The 26,364-nt window shown below is 57.6% G+C and carries 36 protein-coding genes and 2 pseudogenes; 23 read left to right on the forward strand and 15 right to left on the reverse strand.

Translation table 11 applies throughout. The features are described from left to right. The first annotated feature begins 108 nt into the window (after positions 1–108). The 5 genes and pseudogenes from ACZLZQ_RS21380 to ACZLZQ_RS21400 all read left to right on the forward strand — a co-directional run bounded on the left by ACZLZQ_RS21380 (position 109) and on the right by ACZLZQ_RS21400 (position 3,848). Complete coding sequence (locus tag ACZLZQ_RS21380; protein WP_472951110.1) at positions 109–609, forward strand: Panacea domain-containing protein; 501 nt, start codon at positions 109–111, stop codon at positions 607–609. Next, positions 609–953, forward strand: a complete 345-nt coding sequence (locus ACZLZQ_RS21385; protein WP_472951111.1) for a hypothetical protein — start codon at positions 609–611, stop codon at positions 951–953. The genes ACZLZQ_RS21380 and ACZLZQ_RS21385 overlap by 1 nt, the downstream gene beginning before the upstream one ends. A gap of 43 nt (positions 954–996) precedes the next feature. Continuing rightward, positions 997–1,353 (forward strand): hypothetical protein, encoded by a 357-nt coding sequence (locus ACZLZQ_RS21390; RefSeq protein WP_472951112.1) that lies wholly within the window; start codon positions 997–999, stop codon positions 1,351–1,353. 262 nt (positions 1,354–1,615) lie between these two features. Continuing rightward, complete coding sequence (locus ACZLZQ_RS21395) at positions 1,616–3,112, forward strand: ATP-binding protein (RefSeq protein WP_472951113.1); 1,497 nt, start codon at positions 1,616–1,618, stop codon at positions 3,110–3,112. Between the two features lie 2 nt (positions 3,113–3,114). Further along, positions 3,115–3,848 (forward strand): annotated as a pseudogene (locus tag ACZLZQ_RS21400) (SOS response-associated peptidase). A gap of 393 nt (positions 3,849–4,241) precedes the next feature. On the opposite strand, the gene ACZLZQ_RS21405 reads toward ACZLZQ_RS21400, so the two are convergent. The 5 genes from ACZLZQ_RS21405 to ACZLZQ_RS21425 form a co-directional block, all read right to left on the reverse strand. After that, positions 4,242–4,775 carry a thermonuclease family protein gene (locus ACZLZQ_RS21405; RefSeq protein WP_472951114.1) on the reverse strand — a complete coding sequence of 178 codons (534 nt, stop codon included), beginning with the start codon at positions 4,773–4,775 and terminating at the stop codon, positions 4,242–4,244. Further along, a complete protein-coding gene (locus ACZLZQ_RS21410; RefSeq protein WP_472951115.1) occupies positions 4,768–5,157 on the reverse strand; it encodes a hypothetical protein in 390 nt (129 codons plus the stop codon). Before ACZLZQ_RS21410 ends, ACZLZQ_RS21405 begins: the two co-directional genes overlap by 8 nt. A gap of 543 nt (positions 5,158–5,700) precedes the next feature. Further along, positions 5,701–5,871, reverse strand: coding sequence for a DUF3140 domain-containing protein (locus tag ACZLZQ_RS21415; protein ID WP_472951327.1), 171 nt, complete (start codon positions 5,869–5,871; stop codon positions 5,701–5,703). After that, positions 5,871–6,059 carry a DUF3140 domain-containing protein gene (locus ACZLZQ_RS21420; protein ID WP_472951116.1) on the reverse strand — a complete coding sequence of 63 codons (189 nt, stop codon included), beginning with the start codon at positions 6,057–6,059 and terminating at the stop codon, positions 5,871–5,873. Before ACZLZQ_RS21420 ends, ACZLZQ_RS21415 begins: the two co-directional genes overlap by 1 nt. 29 nt (positions 6,060–6,088) lie before the next feature. Continuing rightward, the gene (locus ACZLZQ_RS21425; RefSeq protein ID WP_472951117.1) at positions 6,089–6,352 is read right to left on the reverse strand and encodes a DUF2934 domain-containing protein; all 264 of its coding nucleotides are present in this window, start codon (positions 6,350–6,352) and stop codon (positions 6,089–6,091) included. A gap of 19 nt (positions 6,353–6,371) precedes the next feature. On the opposite strand from ACZLZQ_RS21425, the gene ACZLZQ_RS21430 reads away from it, so the two are divergent. Continuing rightward, positions 6,372–6,563, forward strand: coding sequence for a hypothetical protein (locus ACZLZQ_RS21430; RefSeq protein ID WP_472951118.1), 192 nt, complete (start codon positions 6,372–6,374; stop codon positions 6,561–6,563). Here the strand turns inward: ACZLZQ_RS21430 and ligD are convergent. The 3 genes and pseudogenes from ligD to ACZLZQ_RS21445 form a co-directional block, all read right to left on the reverse strand. After that, positions 6,560–7,609: a non-homologous end-joining DNA ligase gene (gene ligD, locus ACZLZQ_RS21435; RefSeq protein WP_472951119.1), complete on the reverse strand. Its 1,050-nt coding sequence runs from the start codon at positions 7,607–7,609 to the stop codon at positions 6,560–6,562. The two genes, ACZLZQ_RS21430 and ligD, sit on opposite strands and share 4 nt — an antisense overlap. A 64-nt stretch (positions 7,610–7,673) precedes the next feature. Then, positions 7,674–7,898 (reverse strand): helix-turn-helix domain-containing protein, encoded by a 225-nt coding sequence (locus ACZLZQ_RS21440; RefSeq protein WP_472951120.1) that lies wholly within the window; start codon positions 7,896–7,898, stop codon positions 7,674–7,676. A gap of 169 nt (positions 7,899–8,067) precedes the next feature. Then, positions 8,068–8,205 (reverse strand): annotated as a pseudogene (locus tag ACZLZQ_RS21445) (IS5/IS1182 family transposase); the annotation flags it as partial. Positions 8,206–8,385: 180 nt separating this feature from the next. Between ACZLZQ_RS21445 and ACZLZQ_RS21450 the strand changes: the two are divergent. Genes ACZLZQ_RS21450 through ACZLZQ_RS21465 form a run of 4 tightly spaced genes read left to right on the forward strand, consistent with a single transcriptional unit; the run spans position 8,386 to position 11,017 of the window. Beyond that, positions 8,386–9,462, forward strand: a complete 1,077-nt coding sequence (locus ACZLZQ_RS21450; RefSeq protein ID WP_472951121.1) for a glycosyltransferase family 2 protein — start codon at positions 8,386–8,388, stop codon at positions 9,460–9,462. Then, positions 9,452–9,724, forward strand: coding sequence for a hypothetical protein (locus tag ACZLZQ_RS21455; RefSeq protein WP_472951122.1), 273 nt, complete (start codon positions 9,452–9,454; stop codon positions 9,722–9,724). The genes ACZLZQ_RS21450 and ACZLZQ_RS21455 overlap by 11 nt, the downstream gene beginning before the upstream one ends. Then, positions 9,717–10,430 (forward strand): PIG-L deacetylase family protein, encoded by a 714-nt coding sequence (locus ACZLZQ_RS21460; RefSeq protein ID WP_472951123.1) that lies wholly within the window; start codon positions 9,717–9,719, stop codon positions 10,428–10,430. Before ACZLZQ_RS21455 ends, ACZLZQ_RS21460 begins: the two co-directional genes overlap by 8 nt. Further along, positions 10,427–11,017 (forward strand): SAM-dependent methyltransferase, encoded by a 591-nt coding sequence (locus tag ACZLZQ_RS21465; protein WP_472951124.1) that lies wholly within the window; start codon positions 10,427–10,429, stop codon positions 11,015–11,017. The genes ACZLZQ_RS21460 and ACZLZQ_RS21465 overlap by 4 nt, the downstream gene beginning before the upstream one ends. Before the next feature lie 470 nt (positions 11,018–11,487). Here ACZLZQ_RS21465 and ACZLZQ_RS21470 read toward each other — a convergent pair whose 3' ends face one another. Beyond that, a complete protein-coding gene (locus ACZLZQ_RS21470) occupies positions 11,488–11,739 on the reverse strand; it encodes a hypothetical protein (protein WP_472951125.1) in 252 nt (83 codons plus the stop codon). Between the two features lie 283 nt (positions 11,740–12,022). Next, positions 12,023–12,361: a DUF3140 domain-containing protein gene (locus ACZLZQ_RS21475; RefSeq protein ID WP_472951126.1), complete on the reverse strand. Its 339-nt coding sequence runs from the start codon at positions 12,359–12,361 to the stop codon at positions 12,023–12,025. Positions 12,362–12,862: 501 nt separating this feature from the next. Here ACZLZQ_RS21475 and ACZLZQ_RS21480 point away from each other — a divergent pair. Continuing rightward, positions 12,863–13,015, forward strand: a complete 153-nt coding sequence (locus tag ACZLZQ_RS21480; RefSeq protein WP_472951127.1) for a hypothetical protein — start codon at positions 12,863–12,865, stop codon at positions 13,013–13,015. A 155-nt stretch (positions 13,016–13,170) separates the two neighbouring features. On the opposite strand, the gene ACZLZQ_RS21485 is transcribed toward ACZLZQ_RS21480, so the two are convergent. Both ACZLZQ_RS21485 and ACZLZQ_RS21490 read right to left on the reverse strand, forming a co-directional pair. Next, complete coding sequence (locus ACZLZQ_RS21485; protein ID WP_472951128.1) at positions 13,171–13,515, reverse strand: hypothetical protein; 345 nt, start codon at positions 13,513–13,515, stop codon at positions 13,171–13,173. Positions 13,516–13,649: 134 nt separating this feature from the next. Continuing rightward, positions 13,650–14,372, reverse strand: coding sequence for a DUF72 domain-containing protein (locus tag ACZLZQ_RS21490; protein WP_472951129.1), 723 nt, complete (start codon positions 14,370–14,372; stop codon positions 13,650–13,652). A 921-nt stretch (positions 14,373–15,293) separates the two neighbouring features. On the opposite strand from ACZLZQ_RS21490, the gene ACZLZQ_RS21495 reads away from it, so the two are divergent. The 4 genes from ACZLZQ_RS21495 to ACZLZQ_RS21510 all read left to right on the forward strand — a co-directional run bounded on the left by ACZLZQ_RS21495 (position 15,294) and on the right by ACZLZQ_RS21510 (position 19,668). After that, positions 15,294–15,722: a hypothetical protein gene (locus ACZLZQ_RS21495; RefSeq protein WP_472951130.1), complete on the forward strand. Its 429-nt coding sequence runs from the start codon at positions 15,294–15,296 to the stop codon at positions 15,720–15,722. Positions 15,723–15,724: 2 nt separating this feature from the next. Beyond that, complete coding sequence (locus tag ACZLZQ_RS21500; RefSeq protein ID WP_472951131.1) at positions 15,725–18,001, forward strand: beta strand repeat-containing protein; 2,277 nt, start codon at positions 15,725–15,727, stop codon at positions 17,999–18,001. Positions 18,002–18,859: 858 nt separating this feature from the next. Beyond that, positions 18,860–19,000, forward strand: coding sequence for a lasso RiPP family leader peptide-containing protein (locus ACZLZQ_RS21505; protein ID WP_472951132.1), 141 nt, complete (start codon positions 18,860–18,862; stop codon positions 18,998–19,000). Positions 19,001–19,293: 293 nt separating this feature from the next. Continuing rightward, a complete protein-coding gene (locus ACZLZQ_RS21510) occupies positions 19,294–19,668 on the forward strand; it encodes a MerR family transcriptional regulator (protein ID WP_472951133.1) in 375 nt (124 codons plus the stop codon). Positions 19,669–19,827: 159 nt separating this feature from the next. On the opposite strand, the gene ACZLZQ_RS21515 is transcribed toward ACZLZQ_RS21510, so the two are convergent. Then, a complete protein-coding gene (locus ACZLZQ_RS21515; RefSeq protein ID WP_472951134.1) occupies positions 19,828–20,061 on the reverse strand; it encodes a hypothetical protein in 234 nt (77 codons plus the stop codon). Between the two features lie 544 nt (positions 20,062–20,605). Here ACZLZQ_RS21515 and ACZLZQ_RS21520 point away from each other — a divergent pair. Further along, complete coding sequence (locus ACZLZQ_RS21520; RefSeq protein WP_472951135.1) at positions 20,606–20,746, forward strand: lasso RiPP family leader peptide-containing protein; 141 nt, start codon at positions 20,606–20,608, stop codon at positions 20,744–20,746. A 122-nt stretch (positions 20,747–20,868) separates the two neighbouring features. On the opposite strand, the gene ACZLZQ_RS21525 is transcribed toward ACZLZQ_RS21520, so the two are convergent. Together ACZLZQ_RS21525 and ACZLZQ_RS21530 are read right to left on the reverse strand one after the other, a co-directional pair. Continuing rightward, positions 20,869–21,273 (reverse strand): helix-turn-helix domain-containing protein, encoded by a 405-nt coding sequence (locus tag ACZLZQ_RS21525; RefSeq protein ID WP_472951136.1) that lies wholly within the window; start codon positions 21,271–21,273, stop codon positions 20,869–20,871. A gap of 99 nt (positions 21,274–21,372) precedes the next feature. Continuing rightward, positions 21,373–21,768, reverse strand: coding sequence for a helix-turn-helix domain-containing protein (locus ACZLZQ_RS21530; protein WP_472951137.1), 396 nt, complete (start codon positions 21,766–21,768; stop codon positions 21,373–21,375). 751 nt (positions 21,769–22,519) lie between these two features. On the opposite strand from ACZLZQ_RS21530, the gene ACZLZQ_RS21535 reads away from it, so the two are divergent. The 7 genes from ACZLZQ_RS21535 to ACZLZQ_RS21565 all read left to right on the forward strand — a co-directional run bounded on the left by ACZLZQ_RS21535 (position 22,520) and on the right by ACZLZQ_RS21565 (position 26,347). Next, the gene (locus ACZLZQ_RS21535) at positions 22,520–22,786 is read left to right on the forward strand and encodes a hypothetical protein (RefSeq protein WP_472951138.1); all 267 of its coding nucleotides are present in this window, start codon (positions 22,520–22,522) and stop codon (positions 22,784–22,786) included. Positions 22,787–23,277: 491 nt separating this feature from the next. After that, a complete protein-coding gene (locus ACZLZQ_RS21540) occupies positions 23,278–23,727 on the forward strand; it encodes a hypothetical protein (protein WP_472951139.1) in 450 nt (149 codons plus the stop codon). Positions 23,728–24,074: 347 nt separating this feature from the next. Then, positions 24,075–24,227: a DUF4113 domain-containing protein gene (locus tag ACZLZQ_RS21545; RefSeq protein ID WP_472951140.1), complete on the forward strand. Its 153-nt coding sequence runs from the start codon at positions 24,075–24,077 to the stop codon at positions 24,225–24,227. Positions 24,228–24,358: 131 nt separating this feature from the next. After that, complete coding sequence (locus ACZLZQ_RS21550) at positions 24,359–25,102, forward strand: Crp/Fnr family transcriptional regulator (RefSeq protein WP_472951141.1); 744 nt, start codon at positions 24,359–24,361, stop codon at positions 25,100–25,102. A gap of 65 nt (positions 25,103–25,167) precedes the next feature. Further along, entirely contained in the window at positions 25,168–25,419 is a 252-nt protein-coding gene (locus ACZLZQ_RS21555) for a DUF6894 family protein (protein WP_472951142.1), read from the forward strand. Between the two features lie 175 nt (positions 25,420–25,594). Next, the gene (locus ACZLZQ_RS21560; protein WP_472951143.1) at positions 25,595–25,945 is read left to right on the forward strand and encodes a BLUF domain-containing protein; all 351 of its coding nucleotides are present in this window, start codon (positions 25,595–25,597) and stop codon (positions 25,943–25,945) included. A 201-nt stretch (positions 25,946–26,146) separates the two neighbouring features. Further along, positions 26,147–26,347, forward strand: coding sequence for a hypothetical protein (locus tag ACZLZQ_RS21565; protein ID WP_472951144.1), 201 nt, complete (start codon positions 26,147–26,149; stop codon positions 26,345–26,347). Positions 26,348–26,364 lie beyond the last annotated feature (17 nt).

Below are 26,364 nucleotides of genomic sequence, written 5' to 3' on the forward strand. Positions count from 1 at the left end.
CGACGAAGTTCGCGGATGCGGGCGCCTGAGCTGAGATGCGTTTGGACATATGCCGAATTGGCATTATGTACCGATCGACGCTGATCAAACGGAACGGGAGGTTTCGACATGACGAACAACCCGCCGACGATTATCTATAAGCCATCGTGGGTGGCCAACACGTTCATCGCACGTGGTCGACTGGAAAGCGTAAGCGATCTCGACCCGCTAAAAGTCCAGAAGTTGGTTTACTGCATGCACGGCTGGCATCTTGCAGTGACCGGACATCCAGCCGTCGGCGAGCGCTTTGAAGCGTGGCCTCATGGCCCGGTCCTGTCTTCACTCTACCATCTTTTTAAAAAGCATCGGTGGCACCGGATCACCGAATATGCGCACGACATCGATCCCGTCACCGGGCAGGAAAGCGCTTTCGTAGTTACTCAGGCTGATGGCCGATTTTACGACGTTTTCGACAGGGTATGGAACCGATACAAGGGATTCAGCGGAACTGAGCTCTCGGATATGACCCACCAACCAAGCACGCCTTGGAGCTACGCCCGCCAGAACGGCATGCAGTATATCTCCGACACCATGATCAAAGAACATTTTATTGGGCTTAGCCGAGCGTAATGGGCGACGGGTTGGTTGGTGCCGATCGCATAGATAATGCGCCCCTCGAACGGGGTGCTCCCGGCACAACGGCCTCTGCCCCGGATTCGCTTTGCCGTGATCCTATCATCGATCAAAAGATGGGCTGGCTGGGAAAGGCGTTCGGATATGGAGATGAGAAGAAGGGCAATTTGGCATTTCTGGCATTGCTGATTTCTTCTGTCCTGCTGTGCATATGCCTAGCGGTTTCGATGATTTCCGGAAGTGCGGAATCGATCAAGACTGCTAACAATATGATCACCCCGCTGTTTGGAGTGATTACTGGATCTATCGGCTACATCTCCGGACAGAAGAGCGACAGCTAGCTCAGTCATCGGCGCGGCCCGTCGCGAGGCTGCGACGCTCGGCATGTTCGCCGCCGACTGGAACCTCGAGAAGCTCGGCCTTTGGCTCGGCGACGATGCCCTCGCTACTCATTCCCTTGATACGCTTGACAACGATACGGCCTTCGCGAACCGATCGAACAACTTCACCGGCAACAGCGCCACTTCGAGGCGCCTCGAGCGCGGCGGCGAGTACAACGGCGCGCCTTGGGCCGCCCGCACCAACCTTGACCCGACCAACGGCGCTTGGGGCGACGCGAAACGCATGGTCGCCGCGGTGTCGATGCGGTCCTGGACGGCCGCAACGCCCGCTCGGCGGAAGAGAGGCGGACGGAGCTTGGAGAAGCCGTCTCGCGCCAGGGCACGCAGCGCGACGAACTGATCAACGCCATCATGGGTTACGGCCAACGTAAGACCGCGTCGGCTGATCGGGCAGTCCCGTAGGAAGAGTTGATGCGCGCAATCCTCTACGGTGGTGGGTTGAAGCTTACCCACTCCACATTATGGGTTTGAGGCATAGTTTAAACATGGGATCCAACGGAATTGGCCAGAACCCCGTCCGCGCTGGCGCCGTCGCTTCCTGTGGCAAAAACTCGATCGAAGAGCTATAGCATAATTATTATGATGCTATTTGGGGATCAATGATGGCTCAGTGGACCTTTTACGGACGACGGGCTGAACTTGCGCAGGTTCGCAAGCTGCTTGCCAGAAACGAATTTTTTTTCTGTGCGATTTCGGGCCGTCGACGGATTGGCAAGACAAGCCTTATTCAAGAAGCACTGGCTCAAAGAAAGCAATCCGCAATCTATGTGCAGATACCTGACAGTGATGAACGTGGCATTATACAATCATTCGAAGATGCGGTTGAAGATGAATTAAAAGATAAAGATTTCGCGAGGCGCACATGCAGCAGCTTTACCGATATTAGTACGTTGCTTCAAGCAATGTGGAACAGTAATTTTATTACTGCTGTTGATGAATTTCAGTATTTTCATCGGGACGCGTTGTACCCCTTCCTTTCAGACTTGCAGAGAGTTGTAGACCAAACTCGTCGAAACCCAAAGAGCAAGGGTGGATTATTTGCTCTTGGGTCAATCCACACTGAAATGACTGCTGTACTTGAAGACAAGTCATCGCCTTTGTTCAATAGAGTGACAGATCGGATACATATTGACCACTGGGATTTTGAAACACTATTTGAGATGTTTGAAAGTCATGAAGTCACAGATCCTAATCAGATACTCTTTTTATGGTCTCTTTTCGAGGGAATTCCTAAATTTTATAGGGACTGCTTCGATCACGACGTCTTGACGGACCATCCTAATTATCGTGAGGTTACTCTACGCCGTATGTTTTTCGAAGGCTCCAGCCCGCTACGAGATGAGGCGGAAAATTGGTTTCTTCGTGAGCTTAGAGGTCGGTATGATAGCGTTTTGAAACTGATTGCCAGGATTGGACCATGCTCATACGGGCAGCTCCGAGCCGAATATGAGAGAACCGGACCAGGAGAGAGCAAGCAACTTACTCAGTATCTCAGCGTTCTTCGATCAAAATACCAGATGATCGATAACCTGTCTCCAATATTTTCTACTGCTACTGAGAGGAAAACTCGCTATCAAATCGCCGATAACTTCTTGAATGCTTGGCTATCTTCCATTGATAGGAATATGAATTTTGCTCGGATACGTCCTGCAGACCAAGCAATCGAGCGTGCGCTTGTCTCTCTGGCAGGGCATGAGGGTATGATGTTTGAAAAGATGATCAAAAAGCTGATAAGTGAGTGCTCGCGAAAAGGAGTTGGTGATTTTGCTCTAACGCAGATGGTTGAGGGTTACTGGAACAAAACGCAGGACTCGGACATCGAGATTGACGTCATTTCTATCGATGATGAGCAGAGAATTATTCGATTTGGAAGTTGCAAACGATCTGCCTCAAAACACGACGGTGCTGGGCGGAGATCATTTGAAGATCATGTATTTAGATTTCTAACGACAAAAATTGGTAAAAGATTTAGCGGCTGGACAGTTGAGAAGGCATTATACAGTCCGATATTTTCCGAAGCCGAGGCCTACCGACTTCAAGAACGTGGATTTCTAACTTATGATATTCCGTGGTTTCGAACTCAGCTGTATCCTGGGTAGCCATGTGCAATCTCTACAGCGTCACCAAGGGCCAAGCCGCTATCCTTGAGTTCACCCGAGCGATGCGCGACACGACTGGCAACCTTCCGCCCCTGCCCGGCATCTTCCCCGACTATCCAGCGCCGATCGTCCGCACGGTCGACGGTGAGCGTCAGCTGGACATGGTCCGGTGGGGCATACCGAACTCATCGCAGATCCTGTTCGAGAAAGCCAAGAAGAAGGCGCAGAAGCTCGAGGCCAAGGGCAAGCCCGTCGATTTCCCGGCCCTGCTGAAGGCCGAGCCAGACGACGGCACCACGAACATCAGGAAGACCGCCTCCAAGTACTGGAACGCTGGCTCGGCCCCGCTAACCGCTGCTTGGTACCGTTCCCCTCATTCAGCGAGTGGGACAGCCCGGCCAACGAGCCCGTATGGTTTGCCGCCGGCGTCGAACGGCCGCTGATGGCCTTCGACGGCATCTGGACGACCTGAACGTCTGTCAGGAAAGCACGCGAGGGCGAAGTCACAGTCGACTGCTTCGGCTTCCTCACGACCGAGCCAAACCCGACAGTGGGCGCGATCCACCCGAAAGCGATGCCGGTGATCCTGACGACTGTCGAGGAGCTCGACGTGTGGATGCGAGCCGACTGGTCCGAGGCTAAGGCGCTGCAGCGGCCATTGCGGGAAGGCGTGCTGGAGATTGTTGCCCGGGGGCAAAAGAGCGACGGCCTTAATGAAGAGCTAAAGGCGGAGTGATCGCTGTAGCCAGAGCGAAAGCCGAAGGTACTCCTTAACCATTTCCGTAGCCAGAACCACAACAGGGCGTATCTATCGTTCAACACAGCCGTGAATTGTGGTTGATGGAAATTGCGGCAACCGCCGCGTCTGGGAATGTGGATCGGAGCCAACATGAAATTCTTGACTGCTGCTGCGCTGGTAACTGCCTTTGCGCTCTCGCCATTCGCTGCCGTCCAGCCGGCGAATGCCTGCACTAACTCATCCGATACCGCTTCTGACGGAAGCCGCTGCGGTGGTCGCGCATCCGGCTGTAAGCCAGGCGGCCGCGGCGGCATCTGCTTCCAAGAAACAGCGACCTTTCACTAATCTAAAGTTGAGCAGCGGCGGGAGGCTTTCTTCTCGCCGCGGCGCTCACTGGCACCATACGTTGCCGCGGTTCGGCCAGGGCTGAGCCAACCGCTCTCGCAACAGCACCTCGCCCACATCACGCCCGTCGACGAGCTTAAGCGCCACCAGCTGCCGGCCGTAGCGGTCGTCCTTACCCCGCTTCACCGCGAAGCCATCCGATAGCAGATCGACCATCCGCTTCTTCGCCTGCTCGCCGGTCTGGCGCTCCGCGGCGCACTCGGGCTTGCCGATCTCGGGTGCGTCGATGCCCTCGAGACGCCACTGCCGGCCGTTGAGCCAGCCGCTGTCGCCGTCGATGACGCAGGACCCGCTTGGCGGTGCCCGCCGGCCACTGGTGCAGGGCGGCATTGCCACCATCACCATGCCAGTGGTCTGTGGCGAACTGCGGGGCGCCGATCCGCGCCCGGATTGTCTCGTCGCGGACTGTTGTGCCGCCTCCTGGCCGAACAAGTCGTTCAGGTCGACGTTCTTCAGCACAGCGGGTCCGCCAATCACAACGGCAACCAGCAGGCAGATCCATTTCAGCAGATTACGCATACTTCTCGCGGGCATCTGCCTCGGCTTCCAGGAACTCTGTCATCACCAGCAGGCTCCGGATCGCCAGCCTTGGATTACCGCCACATAACGCGATCACCTCGTCAATGTCAGCCTCGGCTTCATCCTTGGCCCCGACCCAAGGCTGCGGGGCGCCGAACGGCGTGGACGCGGCCATTCGAGCGAAGTCGGTTTCGCCGCCGCTGATGCGCCGCGCGAACTCGCACAGCGCCTCCACCAAAGCGAGGGCAGTGCCGTAATCCTCCGATCGAGGGTCGATGGCGAACATCGCTGCGCAGACCTGCTCGCGGAGACGATAGGCCCGCCGAAGGAGGTCATCGCGATTGGCCGGGTAGATCGCCTTCGCGCGCTTGTGCCGTGCCATCAGCCGGGCAGCCGGCGGACGTAGCCGGCCGACGTGCTAGCTTGCCCATGGGCGTAGCTCGCGCTGTCCCAGAATAAGTCCCTTAATAGCTTGGCGCATACCGCCGGCCATAGCGATGGCCTCGTCCACCTCGAGATCCAGCGGATCGATTTCGGCTGTGTACAGGGCTGGTCGGGCCATGAAACATCTCCTGATTCTGCGATCCATAATCGCACCATGACAGCTGGACGTGAAGACGAAGTTCCTATTTTGTTCTTCTGGCGTGCGAGAGCAGTTGGATGGTTCAAGGGATCAAAAGTTTTGCGGAAGGCTTGCGGAAGGGCCTCGGCATTGTCGTAAAGTGCAGGCCTTGCGGCAAGTCGATCACCTACCAAGCGTTGGACTTCCAAGGCGTGCTTAAGCCGGGCGACGACATCGAGGATCGTGTTTGGCGCTGTCGACACTGCGGCAGGCGCAGCGACTGGATCCACTACGTGCCGCTCGAAGGCCGAGAGCGCGAGAGCCTAGCGCAATGGAAACCCCTGCGCGGCGGATGGTGACCGATCATTTCGTCGGATCATGCCCCCAGTTCTTCAACGAATATGTCCAGTTGGTCTTGCTAACATCGCCATCCGGGCGCTGCTTGAGATGCCGCTTGATGTAGCCGACGACTTTGGCCATGTGAGCCCAGTCATCGTCAGTCAGGTCATCCTTGGTCGAGTTCTTAATGTCGATTACCCGGCGCCCGGTTTGTGCCCCGTCGACTCTCCGCCGCCCGTCTTGCCGCTCGACGCGGCCCCTGACTTGGTGTCGCCGACTGACTTAGACTCCTTCGTCTCCAGCCATTTCTCGAGCGCTGCCGGCGTCGTGGTGACGAGCTCGCGCGAGCTCTTTCCAGGTAACTGCGTGGTCTGCCATATCATCCATCCCTGTTGGATGATTGAATTGGTGATCACTTGTCGGATGACAAGTCGCCCTCCCGCCGTCCACTCTTTGCGCCCGAGGACGTCCGATGGCGGCGGTCCTGATCGCCTTCAATCTCCTGCGAGGCCTGTGCCCAGAACTTATGTTCGCGACCGTCCGGGCGGCCTGCTAGCTCCCAAAGTTCGTATGCTCTGTCGCGAACTGACGGAGTGTTATCGAACGTCATTTGAGGCTCCCTAAGATAATTGCGAAGATCGGTAGCTTTGGGAAAGCTCCGGATGCGAGGTTGCATAGGGCACGAAGGATTAACAATGTCGACAGTCGCTTGGAAAGACGTGGGCTTCGCGGAGACCGCAGGTCGCTTGAACTACCGCGAACATTCCCTGGACTTGGAGGTGGATCATATCGCTCGCTGGAAGGACGATCCGGACGGTCGCTTTAGCCTGAAGGCACACGACGATGGCGGCCCGATCCAGCTAGATCGCTTCTTCCCGAGCCTCTAGCGCTCTAGCTCGTGGACGGTGTCGATGTCGGTCGCTTCGCGGATGCCTTTGAAGGATGCATGCCGCAGCTTCCCTTCTGCAGTCCAAGCGCGGAACTCGATCTCAGCGACGAGCTCGGGTCGGGTGAACACCAGCTTCTTGCCCGCTACGGGTGCCGCTGGCATCGTCATCCTTAGACTGTCGAGCTGCACCTTCAGCTCGCGCGCTTCTTGGTCCTTGAAGCCAGTCCCGACTTGGCCGACGAACACTAGCTCGCCGCCTCGCCTGGCCGCCAGCAGCAGGCTTGCGATCGCACCGCGCATCGCAGTAGACGGCTCGTAGCCGATGATGACGAAGTTCTCGCTTTGGATGCACTTTATCTTCAGCCAATCGCCGAGGCGTCCGGGTCGGTAGGGCCGGTCGCGGTGCTTGGCGATGATGCCCTCGAGCCCGTGCTGACAGGCGGTCTTTAAAAGAGCCGTGCCGTCCGCATCGATCTCCTCCGACAGGCGAACTGCGCCGGACTGGCCGGCCAACAGATCCTCGAGGAGATGCCGGCGTTCGGCCTGCGCCATGCGGGTAATGTTCATGCCGTCGATGTAGAGGAGATCGAAGGCGTAGAGGATCGCGTCGCCGGACGTCTTCTTTTCGCCGCGGCCGCCCAACGACTGCTGAAGGGCGCCGAAGTCCGATCGGCCCTGCTCGTCGAGAACAACCGCCTCGCCGTCCAGGATCAGCGTGGAAACGTCCAGAGCCTTCGCTGCCGCGGCAATGCCGGGAAAACGGTGCGTCCAGTCGTGGCCGCCACGGGTCAGGATTCGGACGCCTCCCGGCTCGATGTGAACCGCCAGACGGTAGCCGTCCCATTTTACTTCAAAGGACCAATCCGAGCCGGTTGGCGGCCTTGATGCAAGAAGGGAAAGGCAGGGCTCTATGCGGGCCGGCATGGGATCGAACGGGAGTTGCGGCTGCCGCGCATCGCGCACTGGAGGCGCGGGGCCGCGGATCGGTGCCTCGACTTTGGTGCGGAGCTGCTGAGGGCGAGGCTTGCGAGGTAACTTGACCATCCCGGCATTGAGCCGGAAGAATGATTAAATCGCGGTGTGCTCCCTAGCCAAGCTAGATCGCCGGCTAGCGGAGCCGGACGCCCGTTCCGCCGCCGATCTCCGTGATGAACTGAACGCCGGCGGTTTCGAAGGCTCTTCGAAGAGCCTCCACGTTCGCCTCATTGGGTGCGAACTTGCCGTCCTCGTAGTTCCTGATTGCCAAAACGTCGGCACCCGATGCGTCCGCGAGCGTCAGCTGCGACCATTGAAGGAGTGAACGGGCGGCCAAGCATTCGGCTGGTGTCATCATGTCGGGAGGCTAGCCCGCCAGTTTGAGAGCCGCAACGGGGTCGCGGGCCAAGGCAGACGTTGCAGCCGTCGCGCGAGATCCCCGAAGGCAAGGTCATAACTCCGGAAGCGGACCCATTTCGCGTTAATCCAGATAAGGATGGCTGCAGGCTTGATAGCGGATGAGAGATATCGGCGCGTCGATCGTAACGCGTTGCGAATCCTAGAAACTGCTTCACGCGATTGAGAGAGCGCTCGATCAGGTTCCGTTGCCGGCAGACCCAGCGAGAAAAGTGAAAGGTGGCTTTGCATGACGAGCACGGCGGAATCTTGGGCTATGCGCCTCGGTGGGTAAGAAAAGCGCCGGCCTGCCGGCCATCGTCGCTTTGCCGATTCGTCCGCTATCGCACACGTCGCGGCTCGGCGGCTGCGCAGTGTTAACCATATCGCCATAGGGAAGTTTCTAACTCATCTTCGACGTGAGGTATTCTCGTAATGCGATTAACCCCATGAACAATTTACCCTTTCCCGTCGTCGCCGTTCCTGCCCGGAATGAAGAGAAGCGCCTGCCACGCCTACTCGCTGCGCTGGCGGAGCAGGGCTGGACGCGGCAGAACGGATTGGCGGTCGTGATCGTCCTCAACAATTGCACCGATGGTTCAGCAGACGCCATAACTGCCGCGGCTACAGGTCATCCTCGACTGTCGATCAACGTTCTCAACGTCAGCTTTCCGCCGCCCGAGGCGCATGTCGGATCGGCGCGCCGCCTAGCTCTGGATACGGCCTTTTCGCTGTGTCCCCATCCAGAGCACGGCGTCTTGCTGACCACCGAAGCCGATGCCGTGCCTGATCCCGATTGGGTCGAGAACAACCTACGCCACATCGGCGATGGCATCGATCTGGTCGGTGGGCTGATCGTCGGCGATCCCTTGGAGGAAGCGCAGCTTGGACCCGGCTTCCGCCGCCGGGCTCAGGCGCATGCTACCTTTTCACGTTTCGCCGACCAGTTGGCGAGTCTGCTCGACCCAGTGCCACATGACCCGTGGCCACGGCATCACGATCATACGGGGGCAAGCCTCGCCTTGCGTGCCGATGTTTATGCTGCCGTTGGGGGTCTCCCTATTCTTCCGCGTCGCGAGGATATCGCAATGGTCGCGAAAGTGCGCGCCGCCGGCTATCGACTGCGTCACCCGCTCGACGTGAAGGTCAGCGTCTCGGCCCGGCTGGTAGGCCGCGCCGCTGGCGGCATGGCCGACTGCCTAAAGGAGTGGATGCGCGAAGAGGCGGCCGGCAATCCAGTGCTTGTTGAAGACCCAACGCGGATTGCCGAGCGCCTGATGCAGCGGCGAATACTGCGGAAACTCGATGCCGCCTCCCTATCTGATTGGGACGCGACGGCTAGTGCTCTCGGGCTGTCGCTCCAGACCCTACGCGAGCCGGGCGGAACGTACTTTTCCGCCGCGCGTCTCATCGAGGGGTTGGCGGCCGACGATCTCGATCCGCCGGCGACCGTGCCGGTGGATGCGGCGATCGCTATGATCGAGGCGATGATCGAACAGGCGAAAGGGGACGTGCGTGCGGCATGAGCGTATCGAGCACGAAAGGCTGAAGCTGTCGCAGGCGCTCGCTGAATGCGCCGCCGAGCAAGATCGAACGGGTGCCTCTTCCGCCTTGGCCTTCGACGTGCTGCAGGGCTTGGGCCATATCGGCGCGCCGCCGATTGAAGATGACCGGACCGGCGATCTGCTGCGGCTGATTGCACGTCAGCCGAATCCCGATGGGGCGATGGGTCGGCTTGGCAGCGCCATCGCTAAGGGCCAGTGGATAACGGGGCAGGAGCATGGGTGATAAGGCTCTCGATCCCGTGACGCTTACCGCTCAGCGTATCCTGGTCATCACCCCGCATCCCGACGATGAGGCGCTTGGCTGCGGTGGGCTGATCAGCCTCCTGGCCCGGCTCGGACGACACTTCCATTTCATATTCGTCACCGATGGCGGTGCCTCGCACCCGAATTCGGTGATGTGGCCCCGGCACCGCCTCGTGGCGCAGCGGGAGGCGGAAGCAGAAGAGGCCTTGCGCTTGCTTGGCGTCGGGGAACAGCCGCGAACCTTCCTTCGTCTGCCAGACGCGAACATGCCGATGCCTGGCGAGGACCAGCACGATGTCGCCCTCTCGCGACTGGTGAACGTTGTGAAAGGCTTCCAGCCCGATCTTGTCCTGCTCCCTTGGCGCCGCGATCCGCACTGCGACCACCGCGAATCCTGGTCACTAACGCACCGAGCGCTGGCAGCCGCCGATCAGCGTCCAACGACGCTGGAATACGCCATCTGGCTCGATGAGCTCGGCGCGCCGGGCGATCATCCAACGCCAATCGAGGCCGAACGCGTGAGCTTTTCGATCGACGGTGCCGTTGAAGCAAAGCGCGCCGCGACTCTTGCCCACCGCTCGCAGGCGACCGACATGATCGACGACGACCCCACCGCCTTCCGCCTGACGCTGCACACCATACACCGGCTCACCGGTCCCCATGAAACTTATTGGCGACCGCTGTGAAGGCGATCGACCCCGACGGTTTCGAGGCGATGTTCCGCGTTGACGTCGATCCATGGAACTACGCCGCATCTTCCTTCGAGGCCTACAAGCGCAGTGTTCTGCTGCGTGCTTGCGGCGAGCGCTTCTATGCGCGCGGCCTCGAACTGGCCTGCGCCAATGGCGAGACGACGAAGGCGCTGGCGCCGCGTTGCCGCCGGTTGCTCGCCATCGACGCAGCGCCGACGGCGGTTGCCGAAGCGAGTCGCCGTACGTGCCACCTTCCCGGGGTCACGCTCCGACAGATGGTCCTGCCGCAGCAGACACCGCGCGGCCCGTTCGATCTGATCGTCGTTTCGGAAATTCTCTACTACCTCCCAACGAATAATCTCCACCGCATCATGCGCCAGTTGGCGGAGGCTACGGCACCCGGCGGCCGGATCGTACTGCTGCACCATCTGCGCAATTTTGACGACGCAGCCGTGAAGCCCGCGCTCGCACAGGCGAGGACGGCGGCGTTCTTCGCGCGTTCGATGCGACCGGTGTTCGCCGAGCATCACGGTCGTTTCCAAGCCCTCGCCTTCCAGCGTCCACGCTCTGTAATTTGGTAAAAAGCTAACGGATGAAATGGCTCTGAACCGATGCCAGCGCGCTTGGCCGAAAGTTGGGCTGTTCGATACCCGCATCCAAACTGCGATCTGGCATTGCATCGCGGAAGAGATTGAGCGGCTGGCGCTCGACGCCCTGGCGATCGATGCTGATGAGGACCGGAGCTCGGTTGGGTAGGGTCTGGCCCGGCTAGCAACCATGCGACCGATGATCGGGAAGACGATGTCGGTGACGGCGCGTAGATAAGTGGCGGTCGAGATCCGGCGCTTGATTGGACAGAGGCTCAACGGCAGACCGTAGGCGAGCACTTCGGGTGATCCGAAAGTATGGGGCGAGGACTTGCAGTGATCCCGCCGTTCCCGCTTCCTTGGCATCATGTGTTAGTCGGACGGCCTTGCAAAGACGGTGAGGCACTGAAATGAAAAAGGGGGTAGGTACAGCTTACCTACCCCTTTTTTCTCTTAACGGCCTTCTAGCTGGGCATACCCTGCGTCGAGTCCGCGTCGTCGTCTGGATCTTCGCCCTCTTCAACGGGAATTACATCATCCCCGCTGTTCAGGTCGTCATCCTCGATCACGCCTACGCCATCCTCTTCGTCGGGAAGGATGACCGGCTCGCCGTTGCCGGGGTTCTGAGACGACTGGTCTACCGGCTGACGCGAGATGTCGCCAATTCCACCACCGTGGCTCGCGTCGTTGAGATTGCTGCTGTCGATCTGAGACATGACGTCCTCCAGTTGGTCGATGGTGGAAGGTCGGCGACGCCTAGTCGTTCCAAACTGAAAGCATCTCGCCGTTGAAAGCGGCCCATGAGTGAATTTGTCGATGATACAACGATCTTTAGACCATACTTCTAAGGCATGTGAGACGTGGATGCGGTTTGGGAAGGGGGTAATCCGAGTGATGGCGGCGATGCTGATCAATTTGGCTACGGCTATGGGGCAGCAGCGAAGTCGGGGTTCCTTTAGCTTCGCCCCGCCCTCGCTCGAACGTTAATCCTTGGACGGATCATGCCCCCAGTTTTTCAACGAGTAGGTCCAGTTGGTCACTGACATTACCATCCGGGCGCTGCTTGATATGTCGTTTGATGTATCCAACGACCTTGGCCATGTGCGCCCAGTCGTCATCACTGAGTTCATCCTTGGTCGAGTTCTTGACTTCGATGATCCTACGTCCGGACTTATGCCCGGTCGACTCTCCATCACCTGTTTTGCCGCTCGAAGCCGCGCCTGACTTAGTGTCGCCGACCGACTTCGAGTCCTTCGCCTCAAACCATTTTTCGAGCGCTGCCGGCGTCATGTTCACCAGCTCACGCCATTCTTTCCATGTGTTTGCGTGATCTGCCATGTCATCTGTCCCTGTTGGATGAGGAAAACTGGTGGCCGATTTTTGGATGGCAAGTCGGCTAAGCGCTGTGCATTCGTCGAGCCTCGTCCGGACGCTAGGTTTCCGGTACGCAAGCAGCTTAGCATTCGAGAAGGGGCTGGGTCCGATGCCGGAAATCCTTGGTCAGTAGCGACGAGTCAGTTCCATGTAGCGTCGTAGTCCCACTGGATGCATTAGCAAAGGCGACCGCCGACCCCTCGAGGATGTAGGCGATCCATCACCAGCAAAAGCATGTCGCCCAGCTGGGCAACCCAAAGCCCCGAAGAGGCGGAACATGCTGATCGACGAGCATAATTGGCCGAACGAACTCGCAAGGTGCTCGTCGATGCGGTCAGATAGATCCGGTACGACGCAAATATCGTGATCCGGCTTCGCGATGCCGAGCATCGAGTAGCGAACCGGAACTCCGACTTCCCCGCCTCGTTTCCAGTAAACTCTCGGGTAAAGGGAAAAGGAAGCGGAATGGCAGACAAAAAGACTGAAACCATCGGTGGCTTCGACGCAAAAAACAACTCGAAGACTGGCCTGAAGGATTCTGCAGGCAAGGCGGTCGGGTACGAAGACAACGAGACGCGCAAGCGTGAAAATCAACCCCTTACTAATTCGGAAGAGTAGGCGACCCACGCATATTTTCTTCAGAAGAACATCGAGAAGATGCCCGGAAGAGTAACCCTCCCGAACATCTATCAAGTATCGCAGGGTAGAAAGTGCCGCTTGGTTTTTCTGCTAAGTCTTCTTTACGTTTACGGCAGCCGTCATTACCGACTTTCTTATTGCGGACAGGCGGCGCTCTGAGGGTCAGTGGTGCTTGGCTTACCTGCGTCCGTGGTGCTTGCCTTGGTTCCAGCCGCGGCAATCTCGGTCTCGGCTTCCGCGATGTTCGTAGTGGTGCCGCCCTCTGACTTGGTAACTCCTGGCGCGTTCGGGTCGGTCTCCATCGGAACATGCTGCCCGTCCTCCGCAATGCCTTTAGCTTCGGCGGCTTTTGGATCGCTGGCAGCGTCTTTAGGCGCTTTGCTCGTGACGGCGTCCGGTGATGAAGGCGCGCACGCAGCCGAAGCAGGGCCGGACGAAGCGAAAGCAGCCACCAATGCTATTGCAATAAGCTTTTTCATTACTCTCTCCCGGGTACAGGTGCCCAAAGAGAAAGTATGGAGCTGTCATGACGTTCCGGTCCGAAAGCGATCTAATTTCATCGCATCATTTGTTTAACTGGGGCACGTGCCTACCGTGTCGATTGGGTCCCGTCCTACGTGCTGAGATGCTGAAGTTGCAGGGCATTCTGGGCTGCGGCTCCATGCATCGTGTTGTCGTAGATTGTCCAAGCCTCCGTACCGTCCGCCGCTAGCAAAGCAATAACCGATGCATGCGCCTCGATTGCTCTTTGATCGTACGAAGAAGCGTAAATTTGCGGAGACCCATGCAGACGAAAATAGGCAAGCTTCGTCCAGCCCCCGGGATGTTCGCCTGAGACATGCCGCGTGGGATCGGCGGCTACCCTAGCAATGTGCTGGCGAACCAACATTCCGTCGACGTCGGTCGAGAACCAACTGGCGTGCCGCGGCTCTATGACCACCCTGACACCCGTCGCAGTTTTTAAATCTTCAAGGAAACGTTCGGCTGTTTCACCGGGATAGGCCAAGCTTGGTGGAAGTTGCACCAGCACAATTCCCAGTTTCTCTGCTAGTCCGCTACTCTCGTCAGCGAAACGTGCAACTAAGTCCGAGCAATTCGAGAGCCGGCATTCGTGCGTGATGGCCTTCGGGAGCTTAACACTAAAGCGAAATTTCGGTGGTACGGAAGCACTCCACCTTTCATATGTTGTTCGGCGATGGGGGCGGTAAAAACTGGTGTTGATCTCGACTACTGAAAAAGTCTGAGCGTAGCGCGCGAGGTGAGTACCAAACGATGGAAACCGATCCTTTATCGCAGTGGGGATCGACCAGCCGGCAGTGCCAACGTGTATCGCCAAGTTAGGAACTCCATGCTTCGCGCGTCGGCCGTGCGTCATCCCAGACTCGGTGGTAAACGAAAGGTCTGTCAGTTCGATACAGACAGCTTTGATTATCCATCTGGGAGGAACAGACAGTTTTAAAACACGCTGATGCCATCCGATGTGTCGCCACCGGTTCTTCTACCCGATCGACTGTGTTCAGCTCTCAAACATGATCCGCATTCGGCGCGTTAAGGGCCGCTTTGAATCCTGCGGTCGTCCTCATGGGGAAACTGTCTCGCACCTCGGCGACGGCCGCTGGTGGGGACTCTTAGGCAGGCCTGTGGCGATCTGGAAAGGGCCGGGTAGTGCGCAACCTCCCTCCCCTCATTCCAGGCACCATGGTGAGGCAGACGAAGGTGGTGCTGGCCTGTGCCTATCTCGACCATAATCCTGGCAACAACGAAATGTCGAACTTCAAGGCACTTTGCCAGCGCTGCAACATCCTCCACGATAAGCAGGAGCACCTTCGGCAGAGGCGGATTACCAATAGCAAGCGCAGAGCACTAGGTGACTTGTTCCTGGGACGGTACGAATAAGAACCATTGAGACTGCGTCAGGAACTACGCCGCGAATGGATAGCTTAAATGATGCACCCTTGGTTTGGAATGCTGGGGGCACGCTCCGAGACTGTTCTGCTAACGCGTTCGGATTCGGAAGGCACCCTGGTTGCGGTTACCACCGAGCCTGGGTGCCACCGGCCCCACCTGCGAACTCCGGTCACACCTCCCTGCTCATCGAGCTCATAGATTCAGCCAACGCCTCTGGCGTGAGCATCCAGAGCGCAATACGAATTGCGAGAGGATACTTGCGGGGGATGGCCAGCATAGCATGGCCGGCATGGGGTTGATGGCATGGCAGGCGGTAACGGTGGTTATAGCATTCCCGGAGTAGCTGGGAGTGGCGCTGAAGACAGCACAGGTGGCATCGGAAACGATGGCGCAATTGGCAAGCCCTTCGGCGTCGGTGGTACCAGCGGCGGCGGCGGAGGCGGCGGCGGCGCAGCGATTAATCAGGGTGGCGCGGGCGGACTTGGAGGGAGCAACCAAAGCGGTGCCGGCAGAGGAGCTGGCGGCACCGCGGGAACTCGCTTCAACGCGGCTGGCGATGGTGGGGCTGGAACTACTGTCAACCAAGGCGCTGGCGGCGGCGGAGGCGGTGGAGGCGCCGCTGCAGAGGATGGCTCCGGCAGAGTTCAGATCACGGCATCGCTTAGCGCACTGTCTGGCGGAGCCGGCGGCACTGGTTACGGTTTCGCGGGAGGCGGCGGAGGTGGCGCCGGAGGATATGGCTTCGTTGGAACGGCTTCAGGAACAGATCTCACCCTAGCTGTGAATGTTGCCATCCAAGCCGGCAACGGCGGTGCCGGCGGAAATAGTGCTCAATCAAGTGGAGGAGCTGGCGGAACTGGAGGAACGGGCGTCTTTAATTCCAGTGTCACCCTCTTGGATAATAGTAAGATCACGGGCGGAAACGGTGGGAATGGAGCTATTGGTGGGGCTGGCGGCGCTGGCGGTAGCGGAATTGAGGCAAATTCCTCATCGATCACAGTTGGACCGGCGGCAAGTGGCTCTGTCACCTCGATTATAGGAGGGAATGGCGGGAGCGGTGGCGGAACTGGCGGCGTCGGGGTTAGCGGACAGGACCTTACTATCGTCAATAGCGGTTTGATTTCTGGCGGCTTCGGCGATGGTGGTACTGGAACACGAGCGGCTGCTCTCAACTTCACCGGCGGCCTAAACACGCTGGTACTTGGCAATGGGATCTCTCAGGGCACGATTAGCGGCTCGATCAGCGTCGGAAATTTTCTTGCTATCGACACTGGTGCAGCTACAAATGTCACCCAGACGCTCGATAGCGTTATTCAAGACTACAACTCTGGGCCAACACCTACAGGCACCGTGCTTGTTAATGGCGGCTCGCTGACGCTTACAGGTGCTAACACCTATACAGGGTCTACAACTGTCGGCAACAACAGTGCACTGTTTATCGATGGCTTAACGTCTGCAGGTTCTGCATTCACGGTCGCAGGTGGCGGCCGTCTTGGCGGCAGTGGGACGATCGGTGGTAGTATAGTAGTGCAGGTCCAAGGTGTGCTGGGAGCAAGTGCTGCGGGCGCAGGCACAAGCGCATCAGCGGGTTTGCTTTCGACTGGGAGTCTATCTCTCAGCCTTAGCTCAATTTTCCAAGTCGATATTTTCGGTAGTGCCGGCACAGCCTACGACCAGATTAAAGTGACTGGTGCAGTTAGTCTGGGCAATGCAACTCTGGCAGCGAACGCCTTCGCTGGCTTCATCCCATCGGCAGGGCAAAGCTTTACGATCATCGATAACGATGGGACCTCGGATGCCGTCGTCGATACATTCCGAAACTTGGCGGAAGGCGCGACTGTCAACATTGGCGGTGTAGCTACGCAAATCAGCTATCGGGGTGGTGACGGCAACGACGTGACGCTAACCGTACCTGTTCCTCCGGCACCACCTTCTGTGTCGACAACGCCAACCCCTGGACCCGACCTACTCACGGGTAGTGCTGGATCGGACAGCATTTTTGCTCTTGCTGGCAATGACACGATCAACGGCGGCTCCGGCAACGACACGCTTATCGGCGGTGCCGAAATGGACCGGATCACAGCCACACCAGGCTTCGGCGAGACAGCGCTGATCTATGGCGGCACGATGGTGACCGATCCCAGCGATGGTGCAGATAGCATAGCCGTATCGGGAGCTGGCTCTGCGCTGATCTATGGCAACGGCGGCGATGACGTAATCACCTCCATCACCAGCGGTGCGAACCAGATCTATGGCGGCCTGGGGGCGGACTCTATTTCCGCTACCAGTGGAGCGGCGAACTACGTCTCAGGCGGCACCGGAGCTGGAGACGACATCACCATCAATAGCGACGGGGCCAACACCGTCCTTGGCGGGTCGCTGCTGACCGACACGCTCGATGGGGCTGATCGCATTGCCATAACCGGCAACGGCTCGAACCTAATCTACGCAAACGGGGGCGATGATACCGTGGTCGTGAACGGATCAGGCGCCAACACGGTGTTCGGTGGATTAGGCGTTGACCGCATATCGGTCTCCGGCGATGGCGCCAACAGCATCCTTGGCGGAACCGGCGACGGGGACGTCATCGAGTTGCGCGGCAATGGCGATAACACGATCTACGGCGGCTCCCAGATCAACGACCCGACAGACGGCGGCGACCGCATCCTAGTGTTCGGGAATGGTGCTAACGTCGTCTACGGTAATGGCGGGGATGATCGCGTCGAGATTTCCGGCACAGGGCCGAACACTGTCTATGGCGGGATCGGGAGCGACACCCTCATCGGCGGATCAGGTGCCAATCGGCTGATTGGTGGCGACGGCAACAACCTCTACACCGGCGGCCGAGGAGCGGACCGCTTCGTCTATTCGACAGCCAGCCGGGACGTGATCACCGACTTCATCTTCAACGAAGGCGACCGCATCGAACTTGGCGGCCGAGGCTACACCCTGGGGACTGCAGCAGATGGCTTTGCCTCCATCCTCGTTGCAGACAGTGGCTCCATTGTCCTCCAAGGCGTGGTTCAAAGTAGCGTCACGGCCGACTATTTCGCTTAGGACAATCGCAAACATGAAGGCGGCGCCTCCCGGTCTCGGGTAGCGCCGCCTGGAAGGACACCAGCTTCAGCATGATTGGCCATGCTGGTGAGGAGCTATCGCCCGCCGAGCCGTATCGGAACTTGCTTCGATACAATGTTAACGTTGACCCCACCCAGGCGACGCCATTCCGATGCCTCTTCGGCGAGAGCTACGTAATGCTCCAGAGCACGCTGCCGATCGACTTTAGGCGGGCTGTCATGGCGCCAGTCCGGATTACGGTTGTCGTTCATAAATGATCCTTTCGGATGATCGGGCACCCCGACCGCTCCAGAACCTCTATCCACAGAATGCGTCCTGACCGTGTGCCCTCCACGAAGGAATTAGCTCCGAAAAGCGGCCTTAGCGAAGCCAAAGCGCCATATCCAAATGACGACATTTCGTCATTCTCGCCTATTTTCCTGCCGGTGCTTCCCACCAGAGGTACACACCTGCTCGACGAAGCACTGCGCAAAAACGTCAAGGGACAGGAACGACTGATCCGGGGAAACACCCCTTAGAACGGCCTAAGGGCGGCGCTGGCTGAGCCAGACAGCGCCGCCTAAAGGGCACCTGCTACAGCGAGACGACGGAACAGACCAGGGATGCATCAAGCTGGTAATCGACTATCGCCGATCAAGCATGACTGTAGCTTGCCTGTTGCCATGAAAGTCTGACTCCCCGCTGCCCAGCAAGCGTTATCCAGCACATCATTCAGTAGCTCAAAGTGGCGACTGAGTTGCTAAGTGCTCGACGAAGCCTAGAACCTAAAATGCATGGATAACTCTATGCAAAACATACAAACCCATAGTCGCCCGAGAGGTGACGGAAGGATCTAAAATGACCAAGAAATTCTACGAAGCCCCAGCCCTTCGCGCTCATGGCTCGATCGAGAAGCTTACCCAGGGCGGCTCGACTGGTAACAACCTCGACGCGGCGTTCCCGACCGGCACGCCCTTCAGCCAGATCACCTTCTCTTAAAAACTTCACGGGCGGCGCCTTAGGTTGCCGCCCGTACTCTAATATTTTATGCGGCCGCCATACAGTGCTGATACCTCCAGAACTAGACGCGTGCCTTGAGCCGGCCAAATGGTAGCTCATGTGCAACCTCTACAGCGTCACCAAGGGCCAAGCGGCCATCCTCGAATTTACGCGGGCGATGCACTAGCGGACCGGCAGCCTGCCGGTCTTCGTTATCCAAAAACCTTCCACGGAAGGACACCGCAATCCAGAACCAGTCTGCAGGCGCTTAGGCCGCACATCAGGAGCGCCAGTTGGCTACGATTAAAGATACCCATCCGCACACCATTAGCGCGGTCGCTGCGATGCTCGGCGTCACGCTACGGACGATACGCTTTTATGAGGAGCTCCGCCTCATTCCGCCTAAGCGCATCTCGAACGGGCGCCGCATATACAGCGATGCTGACGTGGCCCACCTGAAGAAGATCACGGACCTTGCCCATCTCGGCTTCTCGCTCGTCGAAGTGAAGCAGTTGCTTGGAGCAAAGTCGGAGCATCAGTTAATCGAGGCGCTACACCGGCGGCAAGGCGAGGTCTCCGCGGAAATCGAGCATCTTCAGAAAGTCCTGTGCGACGTTTCGAACGCGATCGCTGCTGCTCATCGGACGTCCGAGGATAAAGCCGCTTGAACAGGCCTCGTGGGCCAGCCACTAGGGTCAGGCAAGGTCGAGCGCTGTAGGATCAGTTACCAGCGCCTAAGCCAATCCAGTGCAGCGCTGAAGCAGGTGCACGGAGCCGGCGACATTTTGCACGAGGTGTCGCCGGTTCGTGCCTGCGCACGTCGAAACTTACGAATGTAGCTTTCGTCCAGCTTCCAGATAAGCTTGCCTGATGATTAGCCGGGCGCGGATTTCCACGAGCTCGTCAAGCAGTGTTTGGATCGGGATGCGCCTTCTGACGGATCCAACCGTTCCAACGGCTTGAGGTCGGATAAGAAACGCGAAATCTGCAACCGCGATTAGGGCCTCGTCTGCCTCATCGATCAGCTTGTTGTTTTCGTCTAACACGTCCTCGATATCCACGACGGCTCCCTATTCCCGTGGCCTGCACAAACGGGGGCCGCGGCTACCCACAGAACGCAAACGTCCGCTGTCACCCTCGGAAAGGCGAAAGCGGCTTATCTCAAAATAGGTACGGACTGGACTTTGCGGCTGCCTCATAGGCGGTAGCCAGAACTGCTAGAACGGCAAGCACGACTCTGACCGAACGCTTCTGCAGATACATAGGTGATCCCTCCCAGGTCCCACCAATGGTAAACAGCTCATTAAGCTTCCGGAAAGTGATCCTTTCGGGGCCCTAGTGTCGACCGATCGATCTGGTTTTGCGCCGGTCAGACCTAGATGTCGTGGCGCTCCACGACGCCACGACCGCCAAGCAGGTTCGGTGCGCGCCCCCTTCCATACAGGCTCGCACAAGCTCCCAAATGCGTCATCAATAGTGCCTAGCGATATTCGAACTGAGTGCTTAAAGCCTACGGCCTAGGCTTACCGACATCTCGCCTTTGGCACCCAACGCGACGTAACCTCCCAAGATACGTCGACTATTTGTGACGGCGGAAAGAGACCAATGACTAAGAAGACTTACGAAGCTCCAACCCTTCGTGCTCACGGCTCGATCGAGAAGTTGACCCAGGGCGGCTCCACCGGCAATTCGCTCGACGCGACTTTCCCAGCAAACACTCCCTTCAACAACCTGACTTTTTCCTGAACTAAATTACGGGCGACATCGGATCAGGTCGCCCGTAATTCTTCGGAATGTAAGTCTTCTATGCCCATTGGCAACCATTAACCCCGAAAGCGCACTGGTAGCGTTAAAGCGGTCCCAACATCTTAGTCGGTACGCTCACTAACAGCTAACACTAGAAAAACCAATCGCCGCTTGATACGTCCATCTTTTACCTTGGCGAAAGCTTGATTTAAATGCAGGCCTTCAGACGTCGTAAGAAATTCCTGGAGTGGCGCTAGAGAAAATCGCTCTGGCTGTGAACTCAGTAGTTCACCAGGCACCGACGCCTCAAAAATTTCATCGACAGTAAGCCTCAAGCTTTCTGCAATCGAATGTAAACGGCCTGCACTGATACGACTAATCCCTTTTTCGTATTTTCGCAGTTGCAGGACTGTGACCCCTATTGCCGCAGCTAGCGTTGGCTGGCTCATTCCCATCAAAATCCGGCGCGTCTTAATCTTGGCACCGATTGTAGCATCGATAGCTTCAACTGATTTGGCCTTGAGCATGCCTGTCAGATCCCCTGGAAGGAAAGCCGTCTACCGACTTAGGACAGCACGACACACTCGTAAACTGCGACTGGATGTGACCGCCAGAATAACGCGTCTCTATTGAGCCAGGGTTTGAACGAGCTCGACCAATTTCCGCCTAATCAGCCCGTCGGATATGCCCGCAAACGCCTTATTGAGCTGCCGCCCCTCGGTTGTCCCAATGAACATCACTACATCATCCGCTGGACCGAGACGACCGTGCTTTGACGTGTCTGTTTCCACCGGTTTGAAAAGTTCGATTAGCTCAACGTCTAGCACTTCAGCTATCTGGTGTAGCTTGCTCGCACTCACGCGATTCATTCCGTTTTCATACCGCTGAACCTGCTGAAACGTCACGCCAATCTGCTTGGCAAGCGTCGACTGGCTCATATGAATAGCTCGGCGATACAACTTTATCTGCGCTCCAACGGCGGCGTCGACTAGGGCCTCGTCCCCACTGCTGATCTCGATCATCCCGTAAAAAATCCTTGCAATCTAGGAGTGCAGTAACGCACCAACGCGATTGCGACAAGCCCGGCTACCTATGTCCCGGCTTCCCCTCTTACTCGATCATCTCGATGTGTCGGCACATGCTTAGGGCCAATTGCTCGGCTAGGATCTTCGATGCCTCCTCATGTGCCGGCGAATTGCGCTTGCGTGGGGTTTCGGCGATCATCGTACCACGATGAGGACGCGTGAACCCGCCTCGCCACGTATCGAGCTTCAAGCGCAACGTCGTGATGATCTTGGCAATGCCAATACGGGTCTTCGTCGTGTTGGAATGGCCATAGGCCGAACATGACAAAGCCCCGCCGCTGGCGAGGGCGACGGGGCTCGTTTCTGATTAGGTCCAGCCGTTGGGAGCAACTGGACGCTAAACATGCGGGTCCTTAGCGGATGCCGCATCGTAAAGTTGTCACGCGTTTCCATATGTGTCTAGTGAGCGAAAACTTTGAGCGAATTGCACGTTCGGCGAGCAGTATGCTGTAGGGTAGCCCGGTCGGAGCATGAGAGGGATTGGCCAGGCATGCTTCCGCACCCGGCGGCAGTAAGGGACGAGTTCTCAGAGGTGCTCCGCGCACGAAAAGGCCCGCCTGCTAAGGGCGAGCCTTTTTTAAAACATTACCGATCCGTATAGGTGCCGCCAAGTTTCAGAATACTGGGAGCTAGTTGAACTTTACGGGTCGATACCCTGTTGATGGGCGGGCGCGAATTGGATGACAGCTTGAAGAAGATCGACCTTCCGAATGACGGCGACTGGCAGCCAATCAGTTGGCTGCGCTACTTCATCGAAATGCAGACCCATCCCTCTTCTCGAAAACACAATTTTTTTCGGAGGAGGTGTGACGGCGGCTGGGTTTATTGCGAGACGAAGAGACCGTTCCCGCCGCCAGTGCCAAATACGGATCGCAGAGTCGCCGTCGAAGACTATGCAGGCACCGAACGCCGGGAGGATGGTCCGAAGCCGTCAGCCAAACACTACGATCGCTAGCCCAGCCCAGAACGCCGCACAGATTACGAAACCGATAACAATGCCTCGTGCGGGCCCAAACTGCGTACGTGGCGAAGCCACCTTGCTGCTCAGCTTTGTTGCGTGATCGAACGTCCTGATCATGACATTTTCTCCCGCGGGATTTCCTCCCGTCTCTCGTATGTAATCACTAAACAGATCGCAAGCCAACTAGCGGTCATAAAACTGTCAAGTTTTGCACCAGATCGCCTAGAATCATCGCATTTCGAAGGGAGATCTTGGTTGAGCTGGATGCCTCTGGGCCTACGGTAGCGCCCGAATGATCCCCGCCGACATCACGGGTGACAGGGCGAGGCAGAGGAGGATGGAGGCGGTTCGTTACGTGGGCGGAAATACCTGGCGCAGCGATGAACCTTTCGAAGGCAGATCGCTTAGAAGCCTAGTCGCTCGCTGAGCTGGTCTTCTCCGCTAACGTCACACCGTGGGCTGCGTTTGAGTAAGGGTGAACTGGGATGGAAACCGACAAGCGGTTCGAGACACGCGCCGACCTCGGCTTCGATATCCCGAGCACACTGGATCTCGAACTGGAGGGGGCATTTTTAACTACGGAGCAATCGCAGCGGACACTTCCCAGTCGTGATGCTACCGCAATTCAAGACTGGTCCACTGCCCTAGAGCTGGTCCAAAGCGCAGCGGCAGCACTCTCCGAAAGTGAAGCTCAAGTCAAGCAAATGGCTTCGAAGGCTGCTCTGCAGGCCGATATTTCGAGGGACGAGCTGCGGTCTCTGCAAGCACAGTTATCATTGGCTCAGAGCGAAATTAGCCGTGCATACGAAGATGCCGCCAGAGCGAACAAGAGGGCTACCGATGCCGAAGCGTGGCTGTCGAAGTTGGTGTCGGCGACCCATGGCGGCTTCGGTCATCTCGCCGCCGATACCCGCCTCAGCAAAATTCTAAGGTAGGTAGCGCTTGTCGCGGTTCTTGAGGTTGACGACAAATGCCGCCTACTCCAGATTCGTTTGCAAGCTTTGCATTTCTGCGGGGTGAGCAGGAGAGGCGCCCATTTCGCCGTTGGCGCCTCTCCATTTTCATGAGCTTATGCTACCGAAACGCTGTTGCGAACAGCGCTAAGAAAACCGCCCCAAATAGTCCGCCTGCAACTTAGACTTTGGAAAGGCCTAGCGGGGCGATTGGCCGCGTTGGCTTCCTGTACGCGTAGGCGGGAATCATCATCGACGACTTGATCCGTGCCGTCACCGCATCCCGGCCACTTTTCGATCGACGGGACCGGGAGCAGTCCGAGAGGCTGATGGGCGTCATCGATGCCGTGAATGGAAGGTTAGGCTGCGGGACCATTGCTCCTGCAGCTGCCGGCATCCGTCAGCAATGGGCGACGAAGTTCGACATGCGGTCGCTCCGCTACACGACACGGATAGGGGAACTGCCGAAGGTGACTGCATAGTAAGGTAGACTACGTCAGGAACGGATGCGACCCGGTGTGCTAGACCTTTTTCTAGCGTACTCCGAAAGACACGCTACGACTCCGGAACAAGCGGCAATAGTGCGCGCTGCCGGCGAGTTCCGGACCGACCGATGACGAGAATCCTATCGCAAGCAGTTTTCCGTAACCGATTGCTAAAGGCCCTGTCTCTTCCGGACTTCGAGCTGATCGCTGCAAATCTACAACCGATCAATCTACCATTTGGCGCCATCATTGAGCTTCCTGGTGAGCCGATCGATTTCGTCGTCTTTCCAGAGGCGGGTATCGCTTCACGTCTGATCGTAGGCCGGAACGACGAAGTGACAGAGAGCGGCCACGTCGGCAACGAAGGCATGACAGGGAAGCCGGTCGTGCTCGGTGGCGCGAAGGCGACGAACAGGATCGTCATGCAGGTGGCCGGAAACGGTCATTCGTTGCGAACCGAGCGCCTGGTAGACGTCATGGACGAAAGTCGCGATTTCCGGCTTCTGCTGACACGATATGTGATGACCTGCGAGCTGCAGTCTGAATACACCCTGCTGGCCGCTACCAATTACACAATCAACCAGCGCTTGGCGCGGTGGCTTCTGATGTACCACGACCGCATTGACGGCGATGAGTTCCGGATCACCCACGAACTTCTCGCGATGATGTTGAACGTTCGACGAGCAGGCGTCACCGCAGCGATACATAAATTGGAAGGGGAACGTGCGATCCGGTCAACTCGAGGAGTGATCCAAATCACCAACCGGGAGATACTGGAGGAGCAAGCTGCCGGCAGTTATGGAATTCCTGAGGCCTTTTACGAAGACGTTATACCGCCAGCTTCGGCGAACGCAGTCGTAGAGAGCGCCTGACTGTACGGTCGAGGTCCGCAACGTTTCGCAGTCGTTGTGCATTTGCTCCAGAACAGGAGCGTCATATGCCAAAATTCTTCTTGCATATCCATGACGACGAAAAATTCATCGAAGATCTGGAGGAAAAGACCCATCCTGACGTCGATGCAGCCCGAGTCGAGGCCGAGGAAGCAGCTCGGGAGATGCTGGCTGAAAAAGTTCGCCTGGGTGTCGAGATCGACGGACAAAAGATTGAGATATTCGACGAGGATGGGCGCTCGGTTGCGATGGTGAAGTTCCGGGATCAGCTCAAGCTGCGGAAAGATGCAGACGACTAGGTCCGGCACCACGGTACACGACGCGGATAGGAGAACTACCGAGGTTTACGGCCTAGCCTTTCGGAAGTGAGAACGTTAGTCGCCGTTTGGGGGGCTATGTAGCTCGTTCGGTTTGCTCCTTGCTATCTAAGGAAGCCAAGCGCTCTGTACCTTCTTGACATAGCGGAAAGCGCCCATGCCGATCCGCATCGTTTATGCGTCTCAAGTTTGCCCTGGTATCGGCCAGCTCGAGATCAACGCACTTGTAAAGTGGTCGGACCATTACAACCGCGAGCATTATGTCACCGGCGTTCTGGCATTCGACGGTTTTCAGGTAATCCAAATCCTTGAAGGCAAAGCTCTAGTTGTCGAGCAGCTGTTCGATCGCATCCGATTGGACAGGCGGCACGAGGGCGTCGTCCTTCTTTGCCATGATGAGATCAATCGCATCCACTTTCCGGCGTGGCAGATGGTGCGCCGGCCCATGATTGACGTGTTGATGCTCGTCGAAAGCGTCAGACACCCAGCCGCCATCACCGTATTTTAGAGTCTGGCGAAGAGCGTGAGGTCACTGAGCAATCTGCAGTCAAGCTGGGGCTCGGCATTCACCGTCCGTTTCCCCGCTATCCTCACTACCATCTCCAGCTGTACGGCCAAATAGCTACCTAAACGATTTAGTTTCAAGCGTTTAGGTAGCCTCAATCTGCTCAGTGCATCTGTTTCAAGGTAACCGCTCGCAGGAGAGACTATGGTGGCATTCCTTGCGAAAATCGGCGTAGCGATACGGGTGATACCCACCCTGTCGGAAACCGATCAGGGCATCATTGAGGCGATGATCGAGATCGGCGCAGGGGTAACCGAAATTGCGGAAACGTTCGGATACCCGCTCAATCTCATCGAACAGGTAAAGGCTACTCAGCCGATGTCGCCTTTCCGAGTGCACCTATAAATCTTCAGTTGGTTTGA

The organism is Mesocryomonas lacus (genome assembly GCF_055730105.2).